The sequence below is a fragment of the Clostridium tarantellae genome (assembly GCF_009295725.1).
Lineage (GTDB): Bacteria > Bacillota > Clostridia > Clostridiales > Clostridiaceae > Sarcina > Sarcina tarantellae.
On record NZ_WHJC01000045.1, the window covers coordinates 1 to 17583 of the forward strand.

The 17583-nt window shown below is 26.4% G+C and carries 16 protein-coding genes; 1 reads left to right on the plus strand and 15 read right to left on the minus strand.

Annotation, left to right across the window (positions count from 1 at the left end; genetic code table 11):
* Positions 1–208: 208 nt before the first annotated feature.
* Complete coding sequence (aroB, locus tag GBZ86_RS05245) at positions 209–1261, minus strand: 3-dehydroquinate synthase (protein WP_152888446.1); 1053 nt, start codon at positions 1259–1261, stop codon at positions 209–211.
* Positions 1262–1383: 122 nt separating this feature from the next.
* Positions 1384–2397, minus strand: coding sequence for a 3-deoxy-7-phosphoheptulonate synthase (gene aroF, locus GBZ86_RS05250; protein WP_152888448.1), 1014 nt, complete (start codon positions 2395–2397; stop codon positions 1384–1386).
* A gap of 584 nt (positions 2398–2981) precedes the next feature.
* Between aroF and GBZ86_RS05255 the strand changes: the two genes are divergently transcribed.
* The gene (locus tag GBZ86_RS05255) at positions 2982–4349 is read left to right on the plus strand and encodes an FAD-dependent oxidoreductase (protein WP_152888450.1); all 1368 of its coding nucleotides are present in this window, start codon (positions 2982–2984) and stop codon (positions 4347–4349) included.
* 80 nt (positions 4350–4429) lie between these two features.
* Here GBZ86_RS05255 and GBZ86_RS05260 read toward each other — a convergent pair whose 3' ends face one another.
* From GBZ86_RS05260 to GBZ86_RS05320, 13 genes are all read right to left on the minus strand, one after another.
* A complete protein-coding gene (locus tag GBZ86_RS05260) occupies positions 4430–4828 on the minus strand; it encodes an HsmA family protein (RefSeq protein WP_327444191.1) in 399 nt (132 codons plus the stop codon).
* A gap of 110 nt (positions 4829–4938) precedes the next feature.
* Positions 4939–5334: an HsmA family protein gene (locus tag GBZ86_RS05265; RefSeq protein ID WP_152888452.1), complete on the minus strand. Its 396-nt coding sequence runs from the start codon at positions 5332–5334 to the stop codon at positions 4939–4941.
* Between the two features lie 2 nt (positions 5335–5336).
* A complete protein-coding gene (locus tag GBZ86_RS05270; RefSeq protein ID WP_152888454.1) occupies positions 5337–5738 on the minus strand; it encodes a MarR family winged helix-turn-helix transcriptional regulator in 402 nt (133 codons plus the stop codon).
* A 313-nt stretch (positions 5739–6051) separates the two neighbouring features.
* On the minus strand, positions 6052–6414 hold the full coding sequence (locus GBZ86_RS05275; RefSeq protein WP_152888456.1) for a YccF domain-containing protein: 363 nt from the start codon (positions 6412–6414) through the stop codon (positions 6052–6054).
* Between the two features lie 68 nt (positions 6415–6482).
* The gene (locus GBZ86_RS05280) at positions 6483–7664 is read right to left on the minus strand and encodes a cation:proton antiporter (RefSeq protein ID WP_152888458.1); all 1182 of its coding nucleotides are present in this window, start codon (positions 7662–7664) and stop codon (positions 6483–6485) included.
* A gap of 138 nt (positions 7665–7802) precedes the next feature.
* Entirely contained in the window at positions 7803–9047 is a 1245-nt protein-coding gene (locus tag GBZ86_RS05285; RefSeq protein WP_152888460.1) for a radical SAM protein, read from the minus strand.
* An 8-nt stretch (positions 9048–9055) separates the two neighbouring features.
* A complete protein-coding gene (locus GBZ86_RS05290) occupies positions 9056–9958 on the minus strand; it encodes a radical SAM protein (RefSeq protein WP_152888461.1) in 903 nt (300 codons plus the stop codon).
* 156 nt (positions 9959–10114) lie between these two features.
* On the minus strand, positions 10115–11131 hold the full coding sequence (gene pseG, locus GBZ86_RS05295; protein WP_152888463.1) for a UDP-2,4-diacetamido-2,4,6-trideoxy-beta-L-altropyranose hydrolase: 1017 nt from the start codon (positions 11129–11131) through the stop codon (positions 10115–10117).
* A 263-nt stretch (positions 11132–11394) separates the two neighbouring features.
* A complete protein-coding gene (locus tag GBZ86_RS05300; protein ID WP_152888465.1) occupies positions 11395–12288 on the minus strand; it encodes a sulfite exporter TauE/SafE family protein in 894 nt (297 codons plus the stop codon).
* 446 nt (positions 12289–12734) lie between these two features.
* Positions 12735–13541 carry a pyrroline-5-carboxylate reductase gene (gene proC, locus GBZ86_RS05305; protein WP_152888467.1) on the minus strand — a complete coding sequence of 269 codons (807 nt, stop codon included), beginning with the start codon at positions 13539–13541 and terminating at the stop codon, positions 12735–12737.
* Positions 13542–13562: 21 nt separating this feature from the next.
* On the minus strand, positions 13563–15938 hold the full coding sequence (gene hypD / locus GBZ86_RS05310) for a trans-4-hydroxy-L-proline dehydratase (protein ID WP_152888469.1): 2376 nt from the start codon (positions 15936–15938) through the stop codon (positions 13563–13565).
* Positions 15939–15943: 5 nt separating this feature from the next.
* Positions 15944–16846, minus strand: coding sequence for a trans-4-hydroxy-L-proline dehydratase activase (locus GBZ86_RS05315; protein ID WP_152888471.1), 903 nt, complete (start codon positions 16844–16846; stop codon positions 15944–15946).
* A 65-nt stretch (positions 16847–16911) separates the two neighbouring features.
* Positions 16912–17472 carry a helix-turn-helix domain-containing protein gene (locus GBZ86_RS05320; protein ID WP_152888473.1) on the minus strand — a complete coding sequence of 187 codons (561 nt, stop codon included), beginning with the start codon at positions 17470–17472 and terminating at the stop codon, positions 16912–16914.
* Positions 17473–17583 lie beyond the last annotated feature (111 nt).

A 17583-nucleotide genomic window follows, 5' to 3' on the forward strand; every position in this document is an offset into this window, starting at 1 on the left:
AATATTTTTAAAATCTTCTCATAGAAGGTCTTTTTGTTGTACCTAAAAATAATCTTTGATAGTTTTTAAAAATAATATTTTCAAAATAATATCTAACCTATTTTTTCATATTAAACTTTACACTATCAAGTTTTTTATATAATAAGTACATCAAAACCTATTTTTTATTTAATAAAAAATATAATTTTAACGTTTAGTCCCTAAGATTTTAATTAAAGAACTTAATATTTGTGGGATGTATAAAAGCTTCTCCTATATCCTTAATTAATATAACATTTAATATATTATTTAAATTTTTTTTATCTAATTTAATTGCCTCTAAAATTTCTTCTTTATTCTCTATATTTATTTCATAAGGCAATTCATATTTTTTTAACATTAATCTTATTCTCTCTGATACTCCTATTTGAGTTAACTCTAACTCTTCACTAATTTTAGTTATCATATACATGCCTATAGCAACACCTTGTCCATGAGTATATTTATCATAATTAAATACTTTTTCTATAGCATGCCCCAAAGTATGTCCAAAATTTAGTAACATTCTTTCTCCAGTATCTTTTTCATCACTTTCAACTAATTTCCTTTTTATATCACAACAGGTATAAATAATTTCACCTATATTTTCTTTTAAAGTCTTTTTATCTTTTAAATCTTCCAATACTTCATAAAGTTCTCTATCTTTTATACATCCATACTTTATTACCTCACCTAATCCATCATTAAAATATTTTTCAGGTAAAGTATTTAGAATTTCTATATCTATTAAAACTAATTTAGGATGATAAAAACTTCCTACTAAATTTTTACCTCTCTCTAAATCAACACCAACTTTCCCCCCAATACTTGAATCTACTTGAGCTAAAAGAGAAGTAGGGATTTGTATAAAATTAACTCCTCTTAAAAATGTTGATGCTATAAATCCTCCTAAGTCACCAATAACTCCTCCACCAAAAGAAATAACTAAATCACTTCTAGTTAACTTAAAATCTAAAAGTTCGTTATATATATACGGAAGTATTGAAAATGATTTGCTTTTTTCTCCTGGTTCTAAAGATATAACTTTAACTTCAAATCCTGTTAACTCTAAATTTTCTTTTACTTCATTTCCATATAGTAAATTTAAATTATTATCTGTTATTATAGCTATCTTTTTTCCTGTAAATACATTTTTTATTTGTTTACCAAATTCCTTTCTCAAATTTTTTTTTATTAAAATATTATAGCTATTTCCACCTAAATTAACCATTAATTTCCTCATAATATCACTCCAATTTATATTTACTTTAATTTTATACGTAGGATTAAATTAAATCTTCAAATTATTTAAATTTAATCCTACTAAAAATATAAATAGTCAGATTCACCTATACTTTTCATAATTTATAATTCTCTACCTACAGCCTTTGCTATTAATTTTAAATCTTTTAATAATGAACCATATTCCACTGGTTTTATTGATTGTTGACCATCACATAGTGCATTAGCAGGATCATTATGAACTTCTATTATTAATCCATCTGCTCCAACTGCTATAGCTGCCTTTGAAAGTGGCTCTACCATCCATGCTTTTCCTGCTGCATGGCTTGGATCTACTATTACAGGTAAATGACTTAATCTCTTTATAGCTGGAATTGCACTTAAATCTAAAGTATTTCTTGTATAAGTTTCAAAAGTTCTTATTCCTCTTTCACAAAGTATAACTTGTTCATTACCTCCAGCCATTATATATTCTGCTGACATTAATAACTCTTCAATAGTTGCAGATAATCCTCTTTTTAAAAGAATTGGTTTATTAGTTTTTCCAAGCTCCTTTAACAAGTCAAAGTTTTGCATATTTCTAGCACCAACTTGTATTATATCTACATCTTGCACAAATTTTTCTATCATACTTGTAGACATTATTTCAGTTACTATTGGCAATCCTGTTTTTTCTCTTGCTTTTTTTAATAATTCCAATCCCTCTAACTCTAAACCTTGAAAGCTATATGGTGAGGTTCTAGGTTTAAAGGCTCCTCCTCTTAAAAACCCTACTCCTAACTCTTTTACATCTCTAGCTATTTCTGTTATTTGTTCTTCAGTTTCTACTGAACATGGTCCTGCAATTAAAGCAATTTTTTTACCTCCAATTTCAGAATTTCCTATTTTAAATGCTGAATTATCTGGATGAAATAATCTATTTGCCATTTTAAAAGGCTCTTGTACATGCATAACTTTTTCAACATTTTTATTAGCTTCTAGCTTTGATGGATCTACTTTGCTAGTATCTCCTACTAATCCTATTATACTCATTTCTGCCCCATTAACTATATGTGCTCCTACCCCTAAGCCTTTTATCTTATTCATTAGCTTTTTAATCTCCTCTTCTTTTGTTCTTGGTTTTAAAATAACTATCATTTTTAATCCTCCTTTATATTTTCCTTTTAACCATTAATTATAGTAAAAAAATAAGACTCAATTTAATGAGTCTTATGATTCTTCAATTAATAATTCTTTATTAGAATTCATTATATAGAAAGATATTTATAACCCATCAAAGGTAAAAATTCATATTTTTTTATGCAAAACTTTAAACCAGCGCTATAATAAAAGCCCCAGCTAAAATAAAAGCTATAAAATTTTGCTATAAAATCAAATCTTAATCCTTGCACTTAAATATCCTCCTACTTTTGTAATTAATTTCCGTTTTTTTATTTATTATACTCTTCCCAAAAGTAAAGTCAATAATTAAAAAAAATTTAACTTTTAACTATAGTATATAATATATATGACAAAATGATACACAACAAAATTAAATTTTATAATAATTTTATTTTTCATAAAATTTTTAATTAAAATCATTAATACTCAAAACTATTTTATAAAATTATACCACATTAACTATTAATTTTAAATTATAAGCAATATATTAAATACTTTGTCAAATTATACGATTTAAGCATATAATTTACTATAAATTTAATTATATTGTAGGTGATATTTTGAAAAATTCATGTTATAAAAGTAAAGAAATAATTAAACCTGGCAATTCAAATTATAACCGCGCAAGACAAGTATGGAATAGAGCAATACAAAAATATCCTTTAGCTATAGCTTATTGTAAAAATATTGGTGATGTAAAAGAATGTATTCTTTGGTGTAGAAAAAATGATATACAATTTAGAATTCGATCTAAAGGTCATAGTTTTGAGGGATACTCCGTAGAAGATAATTTATTAACTATAGATTTATCTAAAATGAAATATATTAAATTAGATTCTACTAAAAATACCATTACTATTCAAAGTGGTGTTACTTTAGGAGAGATTTATAACTTTCTATCTCCTAAAGGATATCCCTTTCCTGGAGGAACTTGTCCCTCAGTAGGTGCTACTGTTTTTTCATTAGGTGGTGGCTTTGGATTTTCAACTAGATATTTAAGTCTTGGTTGCGATAGTATCGAAGAAATTAAATTAATTGACTATAAAGGTAGATTAATAACTGCTAATAGAAATTCTAATTCTGATTTATTTTGGGCATGTAAAGGTTCTGGAGGAGGACATTTTGGTATTGTAGTTTGTACAACTTATAAGCTTTTTAATAAAGTAAATAAAGTGACTTTAATATCTTTAAATTATCCTACAGGCTCTAAAAATCAACAATTAGCCTTCTTTGATACTTGGCAAAAATGGTTATTAACTGCTGATAATAGAATAACTTTTAATATTGGAATAGAAAATTCTTTAAAAGATGGTATTAGTATCTTTGGTGGTGGATTATTCTATGGTACTCCTGAAGAAGCAAAAATAATCATAAAGCCACTTTATGATTTAGCTAAAGAAAATATGAAATTTGAACACTTAAATTTATTAGATGCTCATTCAAAAATAACTAGTTTATATCCTAAATGTAGATCTTTTAAATTTACTGGTAGATTTGTTTATGAACCATTTGCTGTAGATGAATTAAGAAATATTTTAGGCTTTATTACTAGTGATCCTCCTAAAGGATCAACTTATACTTCTGTAAGTTTTTCTGGACTTGGAGGAAAAGTAATGGATTTTGATAAAAATACTTCTTCCTTTGCTTATAGATGTGCTAAATTTATATTAGGAATACAATCTGTTTGGAATGATAATAAGTGTAAACCAGGTGATGCTTCCATTAAAGAAGCTAATGTAAATTGGATAAAAGATAAATTTAATTATCTCTATGATTTAACAAATGGTTGTTATGTAAACTTTGCAGATAATGAAATTTCTAATTATGAAAAAGAATTTTTTGATGGTAACTTATCTAAACTAAAGAAAATCAAAAGAAAATATGACCCTCTTAATGTATTCAAATTTCCTCAAAGTATTAAGCCTTAAAATAAAGTTATTTAAATAGAACTTTAAAAAATATATAGACATATCTTTCATTTGTTAATGGATGTGTCTATATATTTTTATTAACCAAATATTCCAATATACATACCTACTCCATAAGGTATTAGCCAAATTAACCAAATGAAAATGTTTAACTTGTGAAATTTTTCTTTAATCTCTTTACTACCTTTTAATAATACCCAAGTAGCCCATAAAGCATGAAATAACATTAATATTATTGCAACACCACCAGAAATCACATGTAAAATTTCTATTGTTTGCGATATATTAACAATAATTTTATTATTCTCTATAGTACTCATTATCCCCATTCCTAATATATTGCATATAAATGCTATCCAAAACTCTATTGCATGGATTCTTTTAAGTGTTTTACTTCTATTTTCTGAAATTACTGCTAAAGTATATAATACCAATGCTGAATTAACAAATATTATAGCAAAAAACACTAATTTATTCACAATAATTTCTCCTTATTTCTCTTATACATTCTTTTATATGATTTCTTATTAATTAATATGATTTTTTTTAAAATAAAAAATCACCATGATTAAATCATGATGATTTTTAATTAAGCTGTCATTCCTATTATCATTCCTATGAAATATGGTATTAACCAAATTATCCAAACAACTATACTAAATTTATGAAACTTTTCTCTAGCTTCTTCACTACCTTTAAATAATACCCAAGTAGCCCATAAAGCATGAAATAACATTAATACTATAGCTAATGTACCTGTAATTCCATGAATCATTAATTCTGTTGATGGTATAGATACTCTTCCGCTAGTTGCTATACTACGCATAGTAGTTGTTCCTATAGTATCACAAACTAAACCACACCAAAAAATTATTACATGCCATTTCTTTAATGTTCCTGCTTTTCTTTCTGCAAATACTCCAATTGTATAAAATACTAAAGCAAATGTAATTGTTATAATTGCTAAAATTAATTTAATACTCATATTTATCGCTCCTCTATTTCATCTAATATCTTAATTAGACTTTTATTTAAGTTTTTTAATTCATATGTAGATAGATTTTTAAAGATTTTTGTGAAGCTATTATTTATATTTTCTTTAAATTTTCTTGAAAACTCTAACCCTTGTTCTGAAAATATAACATATGTACTTCTTAAATCATTAGTATTTTTGAATTTATGTATATATCCCATTTTCTCTAAACGCTGTATTATACCAGATACAGTTCCCTTAGATAAACTCATCTCCTTACAAATTTCAGATATAGTCATTTTTTTCTTATGAGCTATTAATTTTATCACTATAAGTTGTTGTTTTGTTAATCCTAAATGCTCCTGTTCATCAATAAGCCCATACATTATTTTTGAATATAATTCTCTCACAAGCATAGCTGTCTCAAATGCATATACTGAATTACTAATTTAACTCGCCCCCCAAATAATTTCTATGCAAACTATTAAATGTAAAAAATAATAGTTTCTATACAAACTATATATTTGTTATTAAGCTAGCTTAAAACTAATTAGTTTTAACATTTATTTATTATATTCTTAGCTATTTTTACTGTCAACAAAGCAAAAAAATACATTTATATATATATGTTAAGAATATATGATAAAAAGAAAGATTTTCATTATAATTTATATTAAATAATTATAATGAAAACCTTCCCTAATTAATTATAATTTAAAATAAATATTTTTATACTACTTCTTTTCCAAAAGGCATTAATGATAGTTTAGCCATTTTTAATGCTTGTACTGCAAAAGGAATTCCAACTACAGTTATTGCTAAAAATGCTGCACTTATTAAATTAGCTAAAGCTAATTCCCATCCACTTGTTATTAGCCATATAATATTTAATACAAAATTGAAAGGACCTTCATTAGTTGTTACTATTTCCTTTCCAAAAGGAGCAAATTGAAGCTTAGCCATTTTAAAGCATTGTAGACCTATAGGGATTCCTATAATAGTTATACACCATACTATTCCAAAAAATATCCAACCTAAACTATTTAAAAACCCACCAAATATAAACCAAAGTATATTTCCTAAACAAGACATAAAAATTCCTCCTAAGTTTAATTCTTTATACAATATTGTACAACATTTTCATCTAAAAGTTGAAATTTTTAAGCAACTTTTATTTTTGCTTCTCCTGCCTTTAGTATAGCAATTTTAGTTAATAAAGGTCCTATAAGCTCATAAATTACTGTGGCTGATAATATAATTGCTCTTATAATTTCTCCGTATTCTGGTAACGCTGTACTAGCAACTACCACTAACCCAATGGCTACTCCAGCCTGTGGTAATAAAGTCATACCTAAATACTTTTGAACATTCTTATTTGCTGCTGTTACTTTTGCTCCAATAAATGCTCCTAATACCTTTCCAACTATTCTTAAAGCAATATATGCACCACCTATAAATCCAACTGCTGTTAAAGCTTGTAATTCTAATTCTGATCCTGATAAAGTAAAAAATACTAAAAATATTGGAGGCGTTATATTATCCATAACTTCAAATAATTTATTTTTATTAGATGACAAATTGGCAATAGTTGCACCTATGGATATAGATGTTAAAAGAGTAGATATATTAAAAAATGTAGTAATTCCTATACCTATTAAGATAAAAGATAAAGTAATACAAAGTATTCCTTCTACACTTTTTCTTTTGCTGCATACTATACTCAAAATAAAACCTAACATAATTCCTAACAAAATAGCTTGTATAATTTCTATAAATGGTCCAATAAGAGCTAATAAATTTACATTATTTGAACTTATTCCCATTATATTTTTACTTAAAGCTAAGGATACGCCTAAAGCTACTACCGCCATAACATCATCTATAGCTACTACAGGTAAAAGAGTATCTACTAAAGGTCCTCTTGCTCTATATTGTTTTAAAACCATAATTGTTGAAGCTGGTGCCGTTGCCGCTGCTATTGATCCTAATATCATACTAAATGCTATATCCTGTTTTAAAATAAATATAAAAACAAAATCTACTAAAAACACAGCTGTAAAAGCTTCAAATATCGTTATTATAATTATTTTACTTCCCATTTTACTTAATTGTTGAAAATTAAGTTCACTACCTATACCATAAGCTATAAGTGCTAAAGCTACCTGAGAGATTATTCCTAAATTAGCTACAGTATCTTTTGGAATAATATTAAGCATAGATGGTCCTATAATTATACCTGCTATTAAATAACCTGTTACTTTGGGAAATTTTAAAAAAGATGCTATTTTTCCTACAATTAATCCACTTAAAAGTATTGTTCCTATATAAAATAATGCATTCATTTTAACACCTCATAATATAGTTTCATTTAAGTATATTATGTGTATCAAAATAAAATTACATAATTTACATATATTATAATCAATAAATTCTTCTCTATATTCTTTTATATTTAGTGCTATATTTTAATTTAAAATTAACTAATATAGTTGAATTTCTTTAACCCAAGGTTCTTTCCTACATACATTCCAAGTTTTATCTATATATTGATGTGTATAATGTTGTTCTAAAATATGATATAAGTATGTTCCTCTTGATGTAAGTTCATACTCTTTGGAATTTTTACTTATTAAACCTAACATTCTACTTATTTTAAGTTCTACATAAAAATCTTTTTCTAAATCACTGTTAAAAAGTTGTGTGTAAATTTCATTGTTAAGTTTTAAAGTGTAAGCATTCCAAAATAACCAATAAAGCCCTCTAATTCTTTTAGAAAAATTCATAGTTAACATTTTAGGATTTTGATCTTTATTAAGACAATTTATATATTCTTCTACTGAAAATGTATTTATTTTAAAAGAACTATTAGTAAGGGTAGCAGCACTTGGCCCAAACCCTATATAAGTGTCTCTAGTTATAGAAGAATATTTTTCTACACCTTTTTTTCCAAAGGTCCATACCGCAGTTCTCTCTAAATTCATTTCACTACTTATATTCTCTAATACATTTAATAATTTTTTCTTTTCTTTAGTTTTTAATGGCTTATGCTTATTATTTGCATAAGAAAAATCTATAAATGGATATGTTGAAACTTGAGTTGCACCTGATTTAAAAGCTTTTTCAAAATCTCTTGTCAATCTCTCTTCACTCTGTCCTTTAATTCCAAAGATAAGATCCACATCTATTACTCTAAATCCTGCCTCTTTAGCAAATTTTACTTTTTCTTCTCCATTTATATATTCTCTACCTAAAGTATTTAATTCTTTCTCTCCAAAGGATTGTATTCCTATACTTACCATATCAAATCCAATAAACCTTAATTTATTCATAAGTTCACTATTTATATCTTTGGGATGTAATTCTATGGCTATACTTTCTTTTATATAAAAAAACTCTCTTACTTTAGATAAAATTCCTTCCATATATTCAATCATAAGTGCAGGAGTTCCCCCACCAAAATATAAAGAAATTACTTTTTTTCCTTTATAATAATTACCTATTAAATCTATTTCTTTCAATAAAGCATAATAATACTTTTCAGCTAAAGCTTTATTATAAACTACCTTATTATATGGACAAAAAGAACATAAGGTTTTACAAAAAGGTATATGTATGTATAACCCTATTTCCTCTACTTCTGTATCTATATCCTTAGCACCTACCTGTGTAAATTTTATGGGTTGAAAACTTCTAGCTAAAACCACTCTTAAAAAATTTGAAATCATAGTTCCTCCTAAACATACTTTAAATATGTTTTTAAAACCTCAAATATTATCTTTATATTCCCATTAAATAACAAAGAAAACTCCACTGCAAAAAGATATCCACACTCATCACATAATCCATCTATTTCCACACATCTACCACATACATATCTTTTACCATTTTCAGAAACTACACATTGATGACATGGTCTATTCCAATTGTTCTTTAACACATAATCTAATGAGGAATATAAATTAAATATTGGATAATCATTTTTAATCATTTTCTTTATTTTATTTATAACTTGTACCTTTTCATCCTTACTTAATTTAAGGTGCTCTGTTCCTTTATATGGTGTATGTAAATTAAAACTTATTGATCTTAAATTTTCAGTTTCCTTAACTAGATTACATACTCCTTCAATATCTTCATAATTAGAATTATTTACCGCCATATATACACATATATTGGAATTATTTGCTTCCTCCACATTTTCCATAATTCTATCAAAGGTATTTCCTCTAATATAATTATGCTTTTCCTTTAATCCATCCAAACTTAAAAATATAACATCTGCCTCTGGAACATCTAAAGTTACTGTACCATTAGTTACAATATTTACAATAAGAAATCCTATTTCCTTAGCTTCCTTTATTAAATCTCTTATATTTTTATTACTATGCTCCCAAAGCATTGTTTCCCCACCACAAAAAAACAAAATTCTAATACCTTCATTATACATATTCTTCATTTCTCTAAGTATATCTTCATAAGGATTCATAATCTTATTTATGTTGTTAACTGCACAATGCTTACAACTTAAATTACAATAATCTGTCAATATTATGGTGCCTAAAATAGGTTTTTTATGTTTAAAAATCAACGTCTTAATACCAAATGTACTTAAATATAAAAAATCTTTTACCTTCATATTTTCCCTCACTAAACCTAACTTCATTTAGATTTATTTTATCATATAAACAATTTCTCAAGAAACAAATTATTTACAATACAAAAAGCAGATTCTCTAATGAAAATCCACTTTTTACATTGTATTCTAAATATATCTCTAATTACATATGGTTATCTATAACACGCTTTCTAAATCTTTAACTAATTCACAAACACCATTTTTATTTATTAAAGCTTTTTGATTACTAACCATTAACATTCTTTGCTCATAATTATTCATTAAACTTTCTACAATTTTCTTAAAAAGTTCTAAATCTTTGCTAACTAAAGTACCTGTGCTAATAATTGCATGTTGTCTATACATTTCCTTACATATATCTAACTGATTTTCTGCCACTACTATTCCGATAGTAGGAACTCCCACTGCTGCAAGCTCATATAAAGTAACTCCACAGGTTGAAATAGCTAAATCACACTTACTCATAAGCTGAGACATTTTAAAATCTTCATATATTTTTATATTATTACTATTTTTGCTTAAAGCTCTTAAATCCTTCTTTAAATTTTCATCAAATGCTTGTCCAATAGCTACATGAATTAAAACCTTTTCATTTCGGAACAATTCAGCTATCTTAAGTGTATTTTTATTTATATCTACTCCTCCAGTGGTTATTAATAAATTCTTTACTTTCTTATTATATTTTTTATTAACTCTTCTAAACTCTTCTCTTATTAAAGCATACTTACATCCTAAAAATAAATTTTTAACATTTGGGCATAAATTGTTATACTTCCACTTCTCTGAATTTACATTATAGTTTATAATAAAATCCACATTTATCTTTCCTACATCTATGTCAAATATATAACTAACAAATTGAAAATGAGGCCTTAATTTATTAAAATATTCTTCATTAATATTATAACTATCAACTATTAATAAATCAGCCTTTATATTATTTTGTATGTCTATTATTTCATTAGTTTCATCTTTGTTTTTATCTATTAATAAAACTTTTAAATTATTTGCTATAAGTTTTTCTACACCTTCTTTATAATTCAAACTATCATTTTTACATATAAATAAAATTTCATTATTTTTACTAAGCTCTTTACCAAGTACCATACATCTCATTACATGTCCTAATCCTATAGATTTTCCACCATCCACTCTTATAGCTATTTTTTTCATTTTTCTCACCTCATTATTAATATTTAGTATAGCTATTTTATACTTGATTTAAAAATATATTCTTGTATTTAATTGTATGCATATTCTTCCTTAAAATTGTTATATAAATAACAATTTTAATAAAGTTATTTTTCTATTATCCCTGATTTTTAAAAAATAATTTAAAGTAACTTTAATTAATCTTATATTTTTAAATATATTATAATAAAATAAAAAGTTATGAAAATTAGATATTTAAATCTAACTTCATAACTTTTTTTATTTTATAAATCAATATTTTTAATTTTTGAAACTTCTGTATTTTTATTTTTTAATGCTGACTTTAACATTACTATTGAAGTATAAATTACAACCACAACTACTACCCATCTAAGAACATCTAGTGGTAATGATTTAACTACAAAAGCTGCAAGTAAAACACCTATAGCACCTGGTATAGCCATACCCATAGCTGATTTTCTATTATATGATTTCTCTTTAATAAATTTAGCTGATGCAGGTGGCATTAAAAATGCACAAGATCCCATCATAATAGGAAAAGCAACTGTTGGAGACATTCCAAGTACAGATACTAAAGCCATACAAGGAGCATATAATCCTATACCAGCAGTCATAAGTGCTCCTAAAATAAAGTTAGCTATAACTGCAAATATTAACTTTCCTCCTGTTAATCCTAAAGCTTCTCCACCTGCTGGCATCAAATTAAACATACCTGCAAGCATTATTAATGCTGTTATAAATAATGCTACTCCCATAGTTAACTGAATTATCTTTTCAGGTAACTTTGACACAATACCTGCACCAACAACAGCTCCTATAGTTGCTGATACTAGCATTAAAACAAGTGTAGTTACATCTACTTCTATAATTTTAATAAATATAATAGCTTGTAATAATACTGGAATAGTATTAGCCACATTCATTGTACCTGGAATTACTCTATCTTCTGTTTGTTTAGTAAACTTAAGTAATGCAGCCTGTGGTGCAAATGCCCCTATGCCTAAAACATCAAAAAAATTAACTCCAAAACCAATAAGTCCTGTCTTTACCCATGAACAATCTTCTAATTCATTCTTATACTTTAAAAAATCTCTTACAAAAACAAATACATACCATGCTAATAAAATTAATAATAAAGCCCATATTACTTTTACCATAAATAACATCCCCTTAAAAAATCTTGCCTATACCCTTTTGGCCTTATCATCCTTAGTTTTTAATTTTATTCTTTTTCAAATAATTCGTAAATTTTATATTTCCAATTTAATAATAATGTTTACAACAAGATGTAAATATTTAAATTATATATATTATTTGTTAAAATAAAGTTAATATCACTATGTAAATCACTAACTTTATAAGGTTATTTTATAAAATATTACATTCACTTTGTAAGATAAATACTTATTTTTAATTTTTTTAGTTAAAAATAATCTACTTATAGCCTTAAATTTTATAACTATTGTTTAAGTATGTAATATGATAAGTATTGCAGAAAACTTCATAATTATTGCTTTTATAGTTATAAAATTAATAATCCAATCAGTCTAAAGCCAATACCTATCATTACCACTTAATAGTTTTTAAATTTTATTTATTTCAACTACTTGCTCATTTCTTTAGATTTATCTGCACATAGCTTCATAGCTGATATAACTGCTGCTCTAAACCCTTTTTTCTCAAGTTCTGCCACAGCTTCAATAGTAGTTCCTCCTGGTGAACAAACCATATCCTTAAGTTCTCCAGGATGTGTTCCTGTTTCTAATACCATTTTTGCTGAACCCATAACAGTTTGTGCTGCAAATTTATATGCTTGAGATCTTGGCATACCTTCTAATACTGCTGCATCTGCCATAGCTTCTATAAACATATATATATAAGCTGGTGAAGAGCCACTAACAGCTACAACAGCATCAATTAACTTTTCACTTACCACTTCAGCTTCTCCAAAACTTTCAAATATAGAAACTACTTCCTTCATATCTTCTTTAGTTATCATATTATTAGTACATAAAGCTGCCATTCCTTCGCCTACAAGAGCTGGTGTATTTGGCATTGCTCTTACCACTTTAATTTCTTTTTCAAAAGCATTTTGAACTGAATCTAAAGTTTTCCCAGCTGCAATAGCCACTATAACTACATTTTCTTTTACTAATTTCTTTATTCCTTTAATAACCACATCATATAAATTAGGCTTTACAGATAAAACTAAAATATCTGCTTTTTTTGCTACTTCTTCATTATTAGTTGTAGTCAAAACTCCAAATTTTTCATTAACTTTTTTTAAGCTTGCTTCATTTAAATCTGAAACTATAATATTTGTAGCTGGAACTAAATTTGATTTAACTATTCCACCTATCATTGCTTGACCCATATTCCCTGAGCCTATAAATCCTATCACTTTATTCATTTTTCTTCCTCCTATGTTATATTAACAACTCATTTCTTCAAATGATTGCTCTGTTCTCTCTATTATCTCATTTTGCAATACTCTGTCAAGATTGTTAAAGTAATCACTATAACCTGCCACACGAACTATTAAATCTTTATACTCTTCTGGATTTTGTTGAGCCTTTATAAGTGTTTCTCTACTTATAACATTAAATTGAATATGATGACCATCTAAAGTAAAATATGATCTTACTAAAGCAGCCATATTATTTAATCCCTCTTCACCTTGTACAACAGAAGGAGTAAATTTTTGATTTAATAAAGTACCACCAGTTTTTAAATGATCCATTTTAGCTGCTGATTTAATAACTGCTGTAGGACCATTGGTATCAGCTCCTTTCTCAGGAGATATACCTTCTGAAAGAGGAATATAAGCTTTTCTACCATTAGCTGTTGCTCCAATAACTGAACCAAAATAAACATGGCAAGTTGTTGGTAGCATATTTATTTTATAAACTCCACCTTTTATACTCTTTCTTCCATCTACTTCATTAAAGTATGCTTCAAATATTTCCTTCATTATATCATCAGCATAGTCATCATCATTACCATATTTAGGTGTTTTATTTTTTACTAAGTGAAGTATCTCCTCATGACCTTTAAAATTATCTTTTAATGCTTCCATTAATTCACTCATAGTTATATTATTTTTATCAAAAACTTGATATTTTATTGCAGTCAAACTATCAGTAATAGTACCTATTCCAACACCTTGAACATAATTTACATTATATCTAGCTCCTCCAGCATTATAATCTTTTCCCTTAGTTATACAATCGTCTGTTACTACTGAAAGAAATGGTACTGGCATCATAGTTGCATATAACTTCTCAATTACTCTATTTCCTTGCATTTTTATATCTACAAAATGCTTTAATTGTTTCTTATATGCTACAAATAACTCTTCATAACTATGAAATTTAGAAACATCGCCCGTTTCAAGTCCTAACTGTTTACCACTAATTACATCTATACCATTATTAAGAGTTATTTCTAATATTTTTGGTAAATTAAGATATCCTGTAAGTATATATGCCTCCTTACCAAAAGCTCCAACCTCTACACAACCACTAGTTCCACCACATCTTGCATCTTCTATAGATTTTCCTGCATTTAATAACTCCTGAATAACAGCATCTGCATTAAACATGGAAGGTTGTCCTAATCCTTTTCTTGATACTTCACAAGCTCTTTTTACAAATTTTTGTGGATTCTTTTTACTTATTTGAACATTAGAACTTGGTTGTAATAATTCCATTTCATCAATTACATTTAATAGCATATAACTAACATCATTAATTCCATCTAAACCTTCTTTATTTAATCCACCTACATTAATATTAGCAAAATCTGTGTAAGTTCCACTTTCTTTCAATGTTACTCCAACCTTTGGTGGTGCTGGCTGATTGTTAAATTTAACCCAGAAACATTGTAGTAATTCTTCAGCTTTTTCAGCAGTTAAATTTCCTTCTTCTACCTCTTTTTTATAGAAAGGATATAAATGTTGATCTAACCTGCCTGGATTATAAGCATCCCAAGGATTCAATTCTGATATTACACATAAATGAACAAACCAATACATTTGTAATGCTTCTCTAAATGTTCTTGGAGCATAAGCTGGTACTCTATTACAAATTTCATAAATTTCCAAAAGTTCCTTTTTTCTAACTAAGTCTTTTTCTTTTTCTGATAATTCTTTAGCATATTCAGCATATCTTTTTCCTAAAGCCATTACGGCATCACAAGCTAAAATCATACCTTCTAATTGATGTTTTTTATCTACTGCTTCATCATCATTATGATAATCTAAGTTTGCCATAGCAGTTTCTATATCACTTTTAAAATCTATAAATCCTTTTTTATAAATCTTATCATCACAAACTGTATGTCCTGGACCTCTTTGTTCCATGAATTCTGTAAATATACCCGCTGCATAACACTCTTTCCACTCATCTGTCATTCTACTTAAAATTTTGTATCTCATAGATCTTTTTTCCCAATAAGGTATAATAATATCTTTTTGTATATTTTTAGCCTCTTCATCAACCTTAAAAGAAATTTTTTCTCTTTTATCCATAATTTCAAAATCTTCAATAGTATGACAACATAATTCTGGATATGTTGGTGTAGCTCCTGGCTCTTCTCCTCTTTCTCCTACTATTAACTCTCCATCATTAATACAAATTTTTTTTCTACTCATTAGTTCCTTTAGACATAAACCTCTTAAAACTGCTGTTGGTACTACTCCCTCATTTTCCTTATAAACTTCATCAATAATTTTAGCTCTTTCAATAGAAATACTAGGCACTGCCTCTAAACTTTGCTTTCTAAGTTTTTTTACTCTTTCTGTTTTCATAAATTTTACCCTCCTATTTTAACTTTAATACCAGCATCTTTAAATTTTTGTTCTAATTCAACCATTCTTATATCAGATGGTTTTTCCATTCCTGATAGTCTATAACTAAGATTAAGTCTTTTATATTTATCCATACCCATTTTATGATATGGTAACAAATTAACTTCTATTATATTTAATTTTGATATATATTTTATAGTTTCATCGATATGATTGTCATCATCATTAATACCTGCAATTATAGGCATTCTTATAATTATATTGCAATCCTTTTCAGAAAGTATCTTAAGATTCTCTAATATTTTATTATTTTCTTTACCTGTATATTTTTTATGTTTTTCATTATTCATAAGCTTAATATCATATAAAAATAAATCTACCTTATTGTAAATTTTATTAAAATTTTCCCAGTTAGTATATCCACTTGTTTCAATAGCTGTGTGTATTCCTTTATTTTTACATCTTTTTAATACCTCATTTAAAAAATCAGCATAATTTAAAGGTTCTCCTCCTGAAAAAGTAACTCCACCATTAGATTGCTCATAAAATACTTCATCCTTTAATATTTCTTTCATAAGATTTTCTGCTGTTACGTCCTTTCCCACATACTCTAATGCTTCATTAACACACCATTCAGAGCACTTTCCACATAACTTACATTTATCTTCATTTATTATAGGATATCCATCCTTCATAGTTATAGCATCATTTAAACATCTTTTTATACACTTTCCACAACTTGTACATCTTTCCTTAAAAAACATAATTTCATGATTTCCCTTATGACTTTCTGGATTATGACACCACCAACATTTTAAAGGACATCCTTTAAAAAATATAGTAGTTCTTATACCTGGTCCATCATGAACTGAATATTTTTGAATATTTAAAACAGTGCCCTTTATCAAATAAATCCTCTCCTATTATAATTTTTTGCATATAAATCTTTTATTTTAAATAAATATAATAACATTTATTTTTTAAATCTATTTGGAGTATGTATAGCAATTATTTTTACAGTTTTATTTGTATAATTAGTCCAGTTATGACTACTAGATGAATTATAATGAGCACAATCACCTGGATATAAATCATGTTGCTCACCATCAATAGATAATGTACAAATTCCCTCTAAGACATATATAAATTCCTCCCCTTCATGAGGATAAGATTTTATTAGTTCTTTAGTTTTCATTGGAAGTATTTCTATTAAACTAGGTAAAAAACTTTTATTTTCTATATCATTTGTAAGATGATAATGTATAAACTGATTGTTATCTACATGAAATACTTCTCTCTCATAATTTCTAATTATAACTTTTTTATTTCTTTTGGAAGGTTGAATAAAATAAGATATATCTACAGCTAACTCTTTAGCAATACGCTGTAAAGAATCTATAGCTATAGTAGTAAGTCCCCTTTCTAATTGAGATAAAAAACCTATAGAAAAATCTGTTTTATTGCTTAATTCCTTTAAAGTTAATTTTTTCTCTAATCTTAATTCTTTTATTTTTTTTCCTACATCTTTTATCAAATATATGTTCCTTTCTTTTTAAACTTCACTACCATGAAATAAATTACTTTAATGTGAAATTAATCCATAATATTATTATATATCTTTGTTTATTTTTTATCAATATATATA

Excerpts from the sequence above, each read along its gene's own strand:
- GBZ86_RS05270 (WP_152888454.1), bottom strand. The coding sequence starts at position 5,738 with ATGCTTGTGAGAGAATTATATTCAAAAATAATGTATGGGCTTATTGAT.
- proC (WP_152888467.1), bottom strand. The coding sequence starts at position 13,541 with ATGAATAAAGTGATAGGATTTATAGGCTCAGGGAATATGGGTCAAGCA.
- GBZ86_RS05290 (WP_152888461.1), bottom strand. The coding sequence starts at position 9,958 with ATGAAGGTAAAAGATTTTTTATATTTAAGTACATTTGGTATTAAGACG.
- GBZ86_RS05265 (WP_152888452.1), bottom strand. The coding sequence starts at position 5,334 with ATGAGTATTAAATTAATTTTAGCAATTATAACAATTACATTTGCTTTA.
- hypD (WP_152888469.1), bottom strand. The coding sequence starts at position 15,938 with ATGAAAACAGAAAGAGTAAAAAAACTTAGAAAGCAAAGTTTAGAGGCA.
- GBZ86_RS05275 (WP_152888456.1), bottom strand. The coding sequence starts at position 6,414 with ATGTCTTGTTTAGGAAATATACTTTGGTTTATATTTGGTGGGTTTTTA.
- GBZ86_RS05285 (WP_152888460.1), bottom strand. The coding sequence starts at position 9,047 with ATGATTTCAAATTTTTTAAGAGTGGTTTTAGCTAGAAGTTTTCAACCC.
- GBZ86_RS05280 (WP_152888458.1), bottom strand. The coding sequence starts at position 7,664 with ATGAATGCATTATTTTATATAGGAACAATACTTTTAAGTGGATTAATT.
- aroB (WP_152888446.1), bottom strand. The coding sequence starts at position 1,261 with ATGAGGAAATTAATGGTTAATTTAGGTGGAAATAGCTATAATATTTTA.
- aroF (WP_152888448.1), bottom strand. The coding sequence starts at position 2,397 with ATGATAGTTATTTTAAAACCAAGAACAAAAGAAGAGGAGATTAAAAAG.
- GBZ86_RS05300 (WP_152888465.1), bottom strand. The coding sequence starts at position 12,288 with ATGGTAAAAGTAATATGGGCTTTATTATTAATTTTATTAGCATGGTAT.
- pseG (WP_152888463.1), bottom strand. The coding sequence starts at position 11,131 with ATGAAAAAAATAGCTATAAGAGTGGATGGTGGAAAATCTATAGGATTA.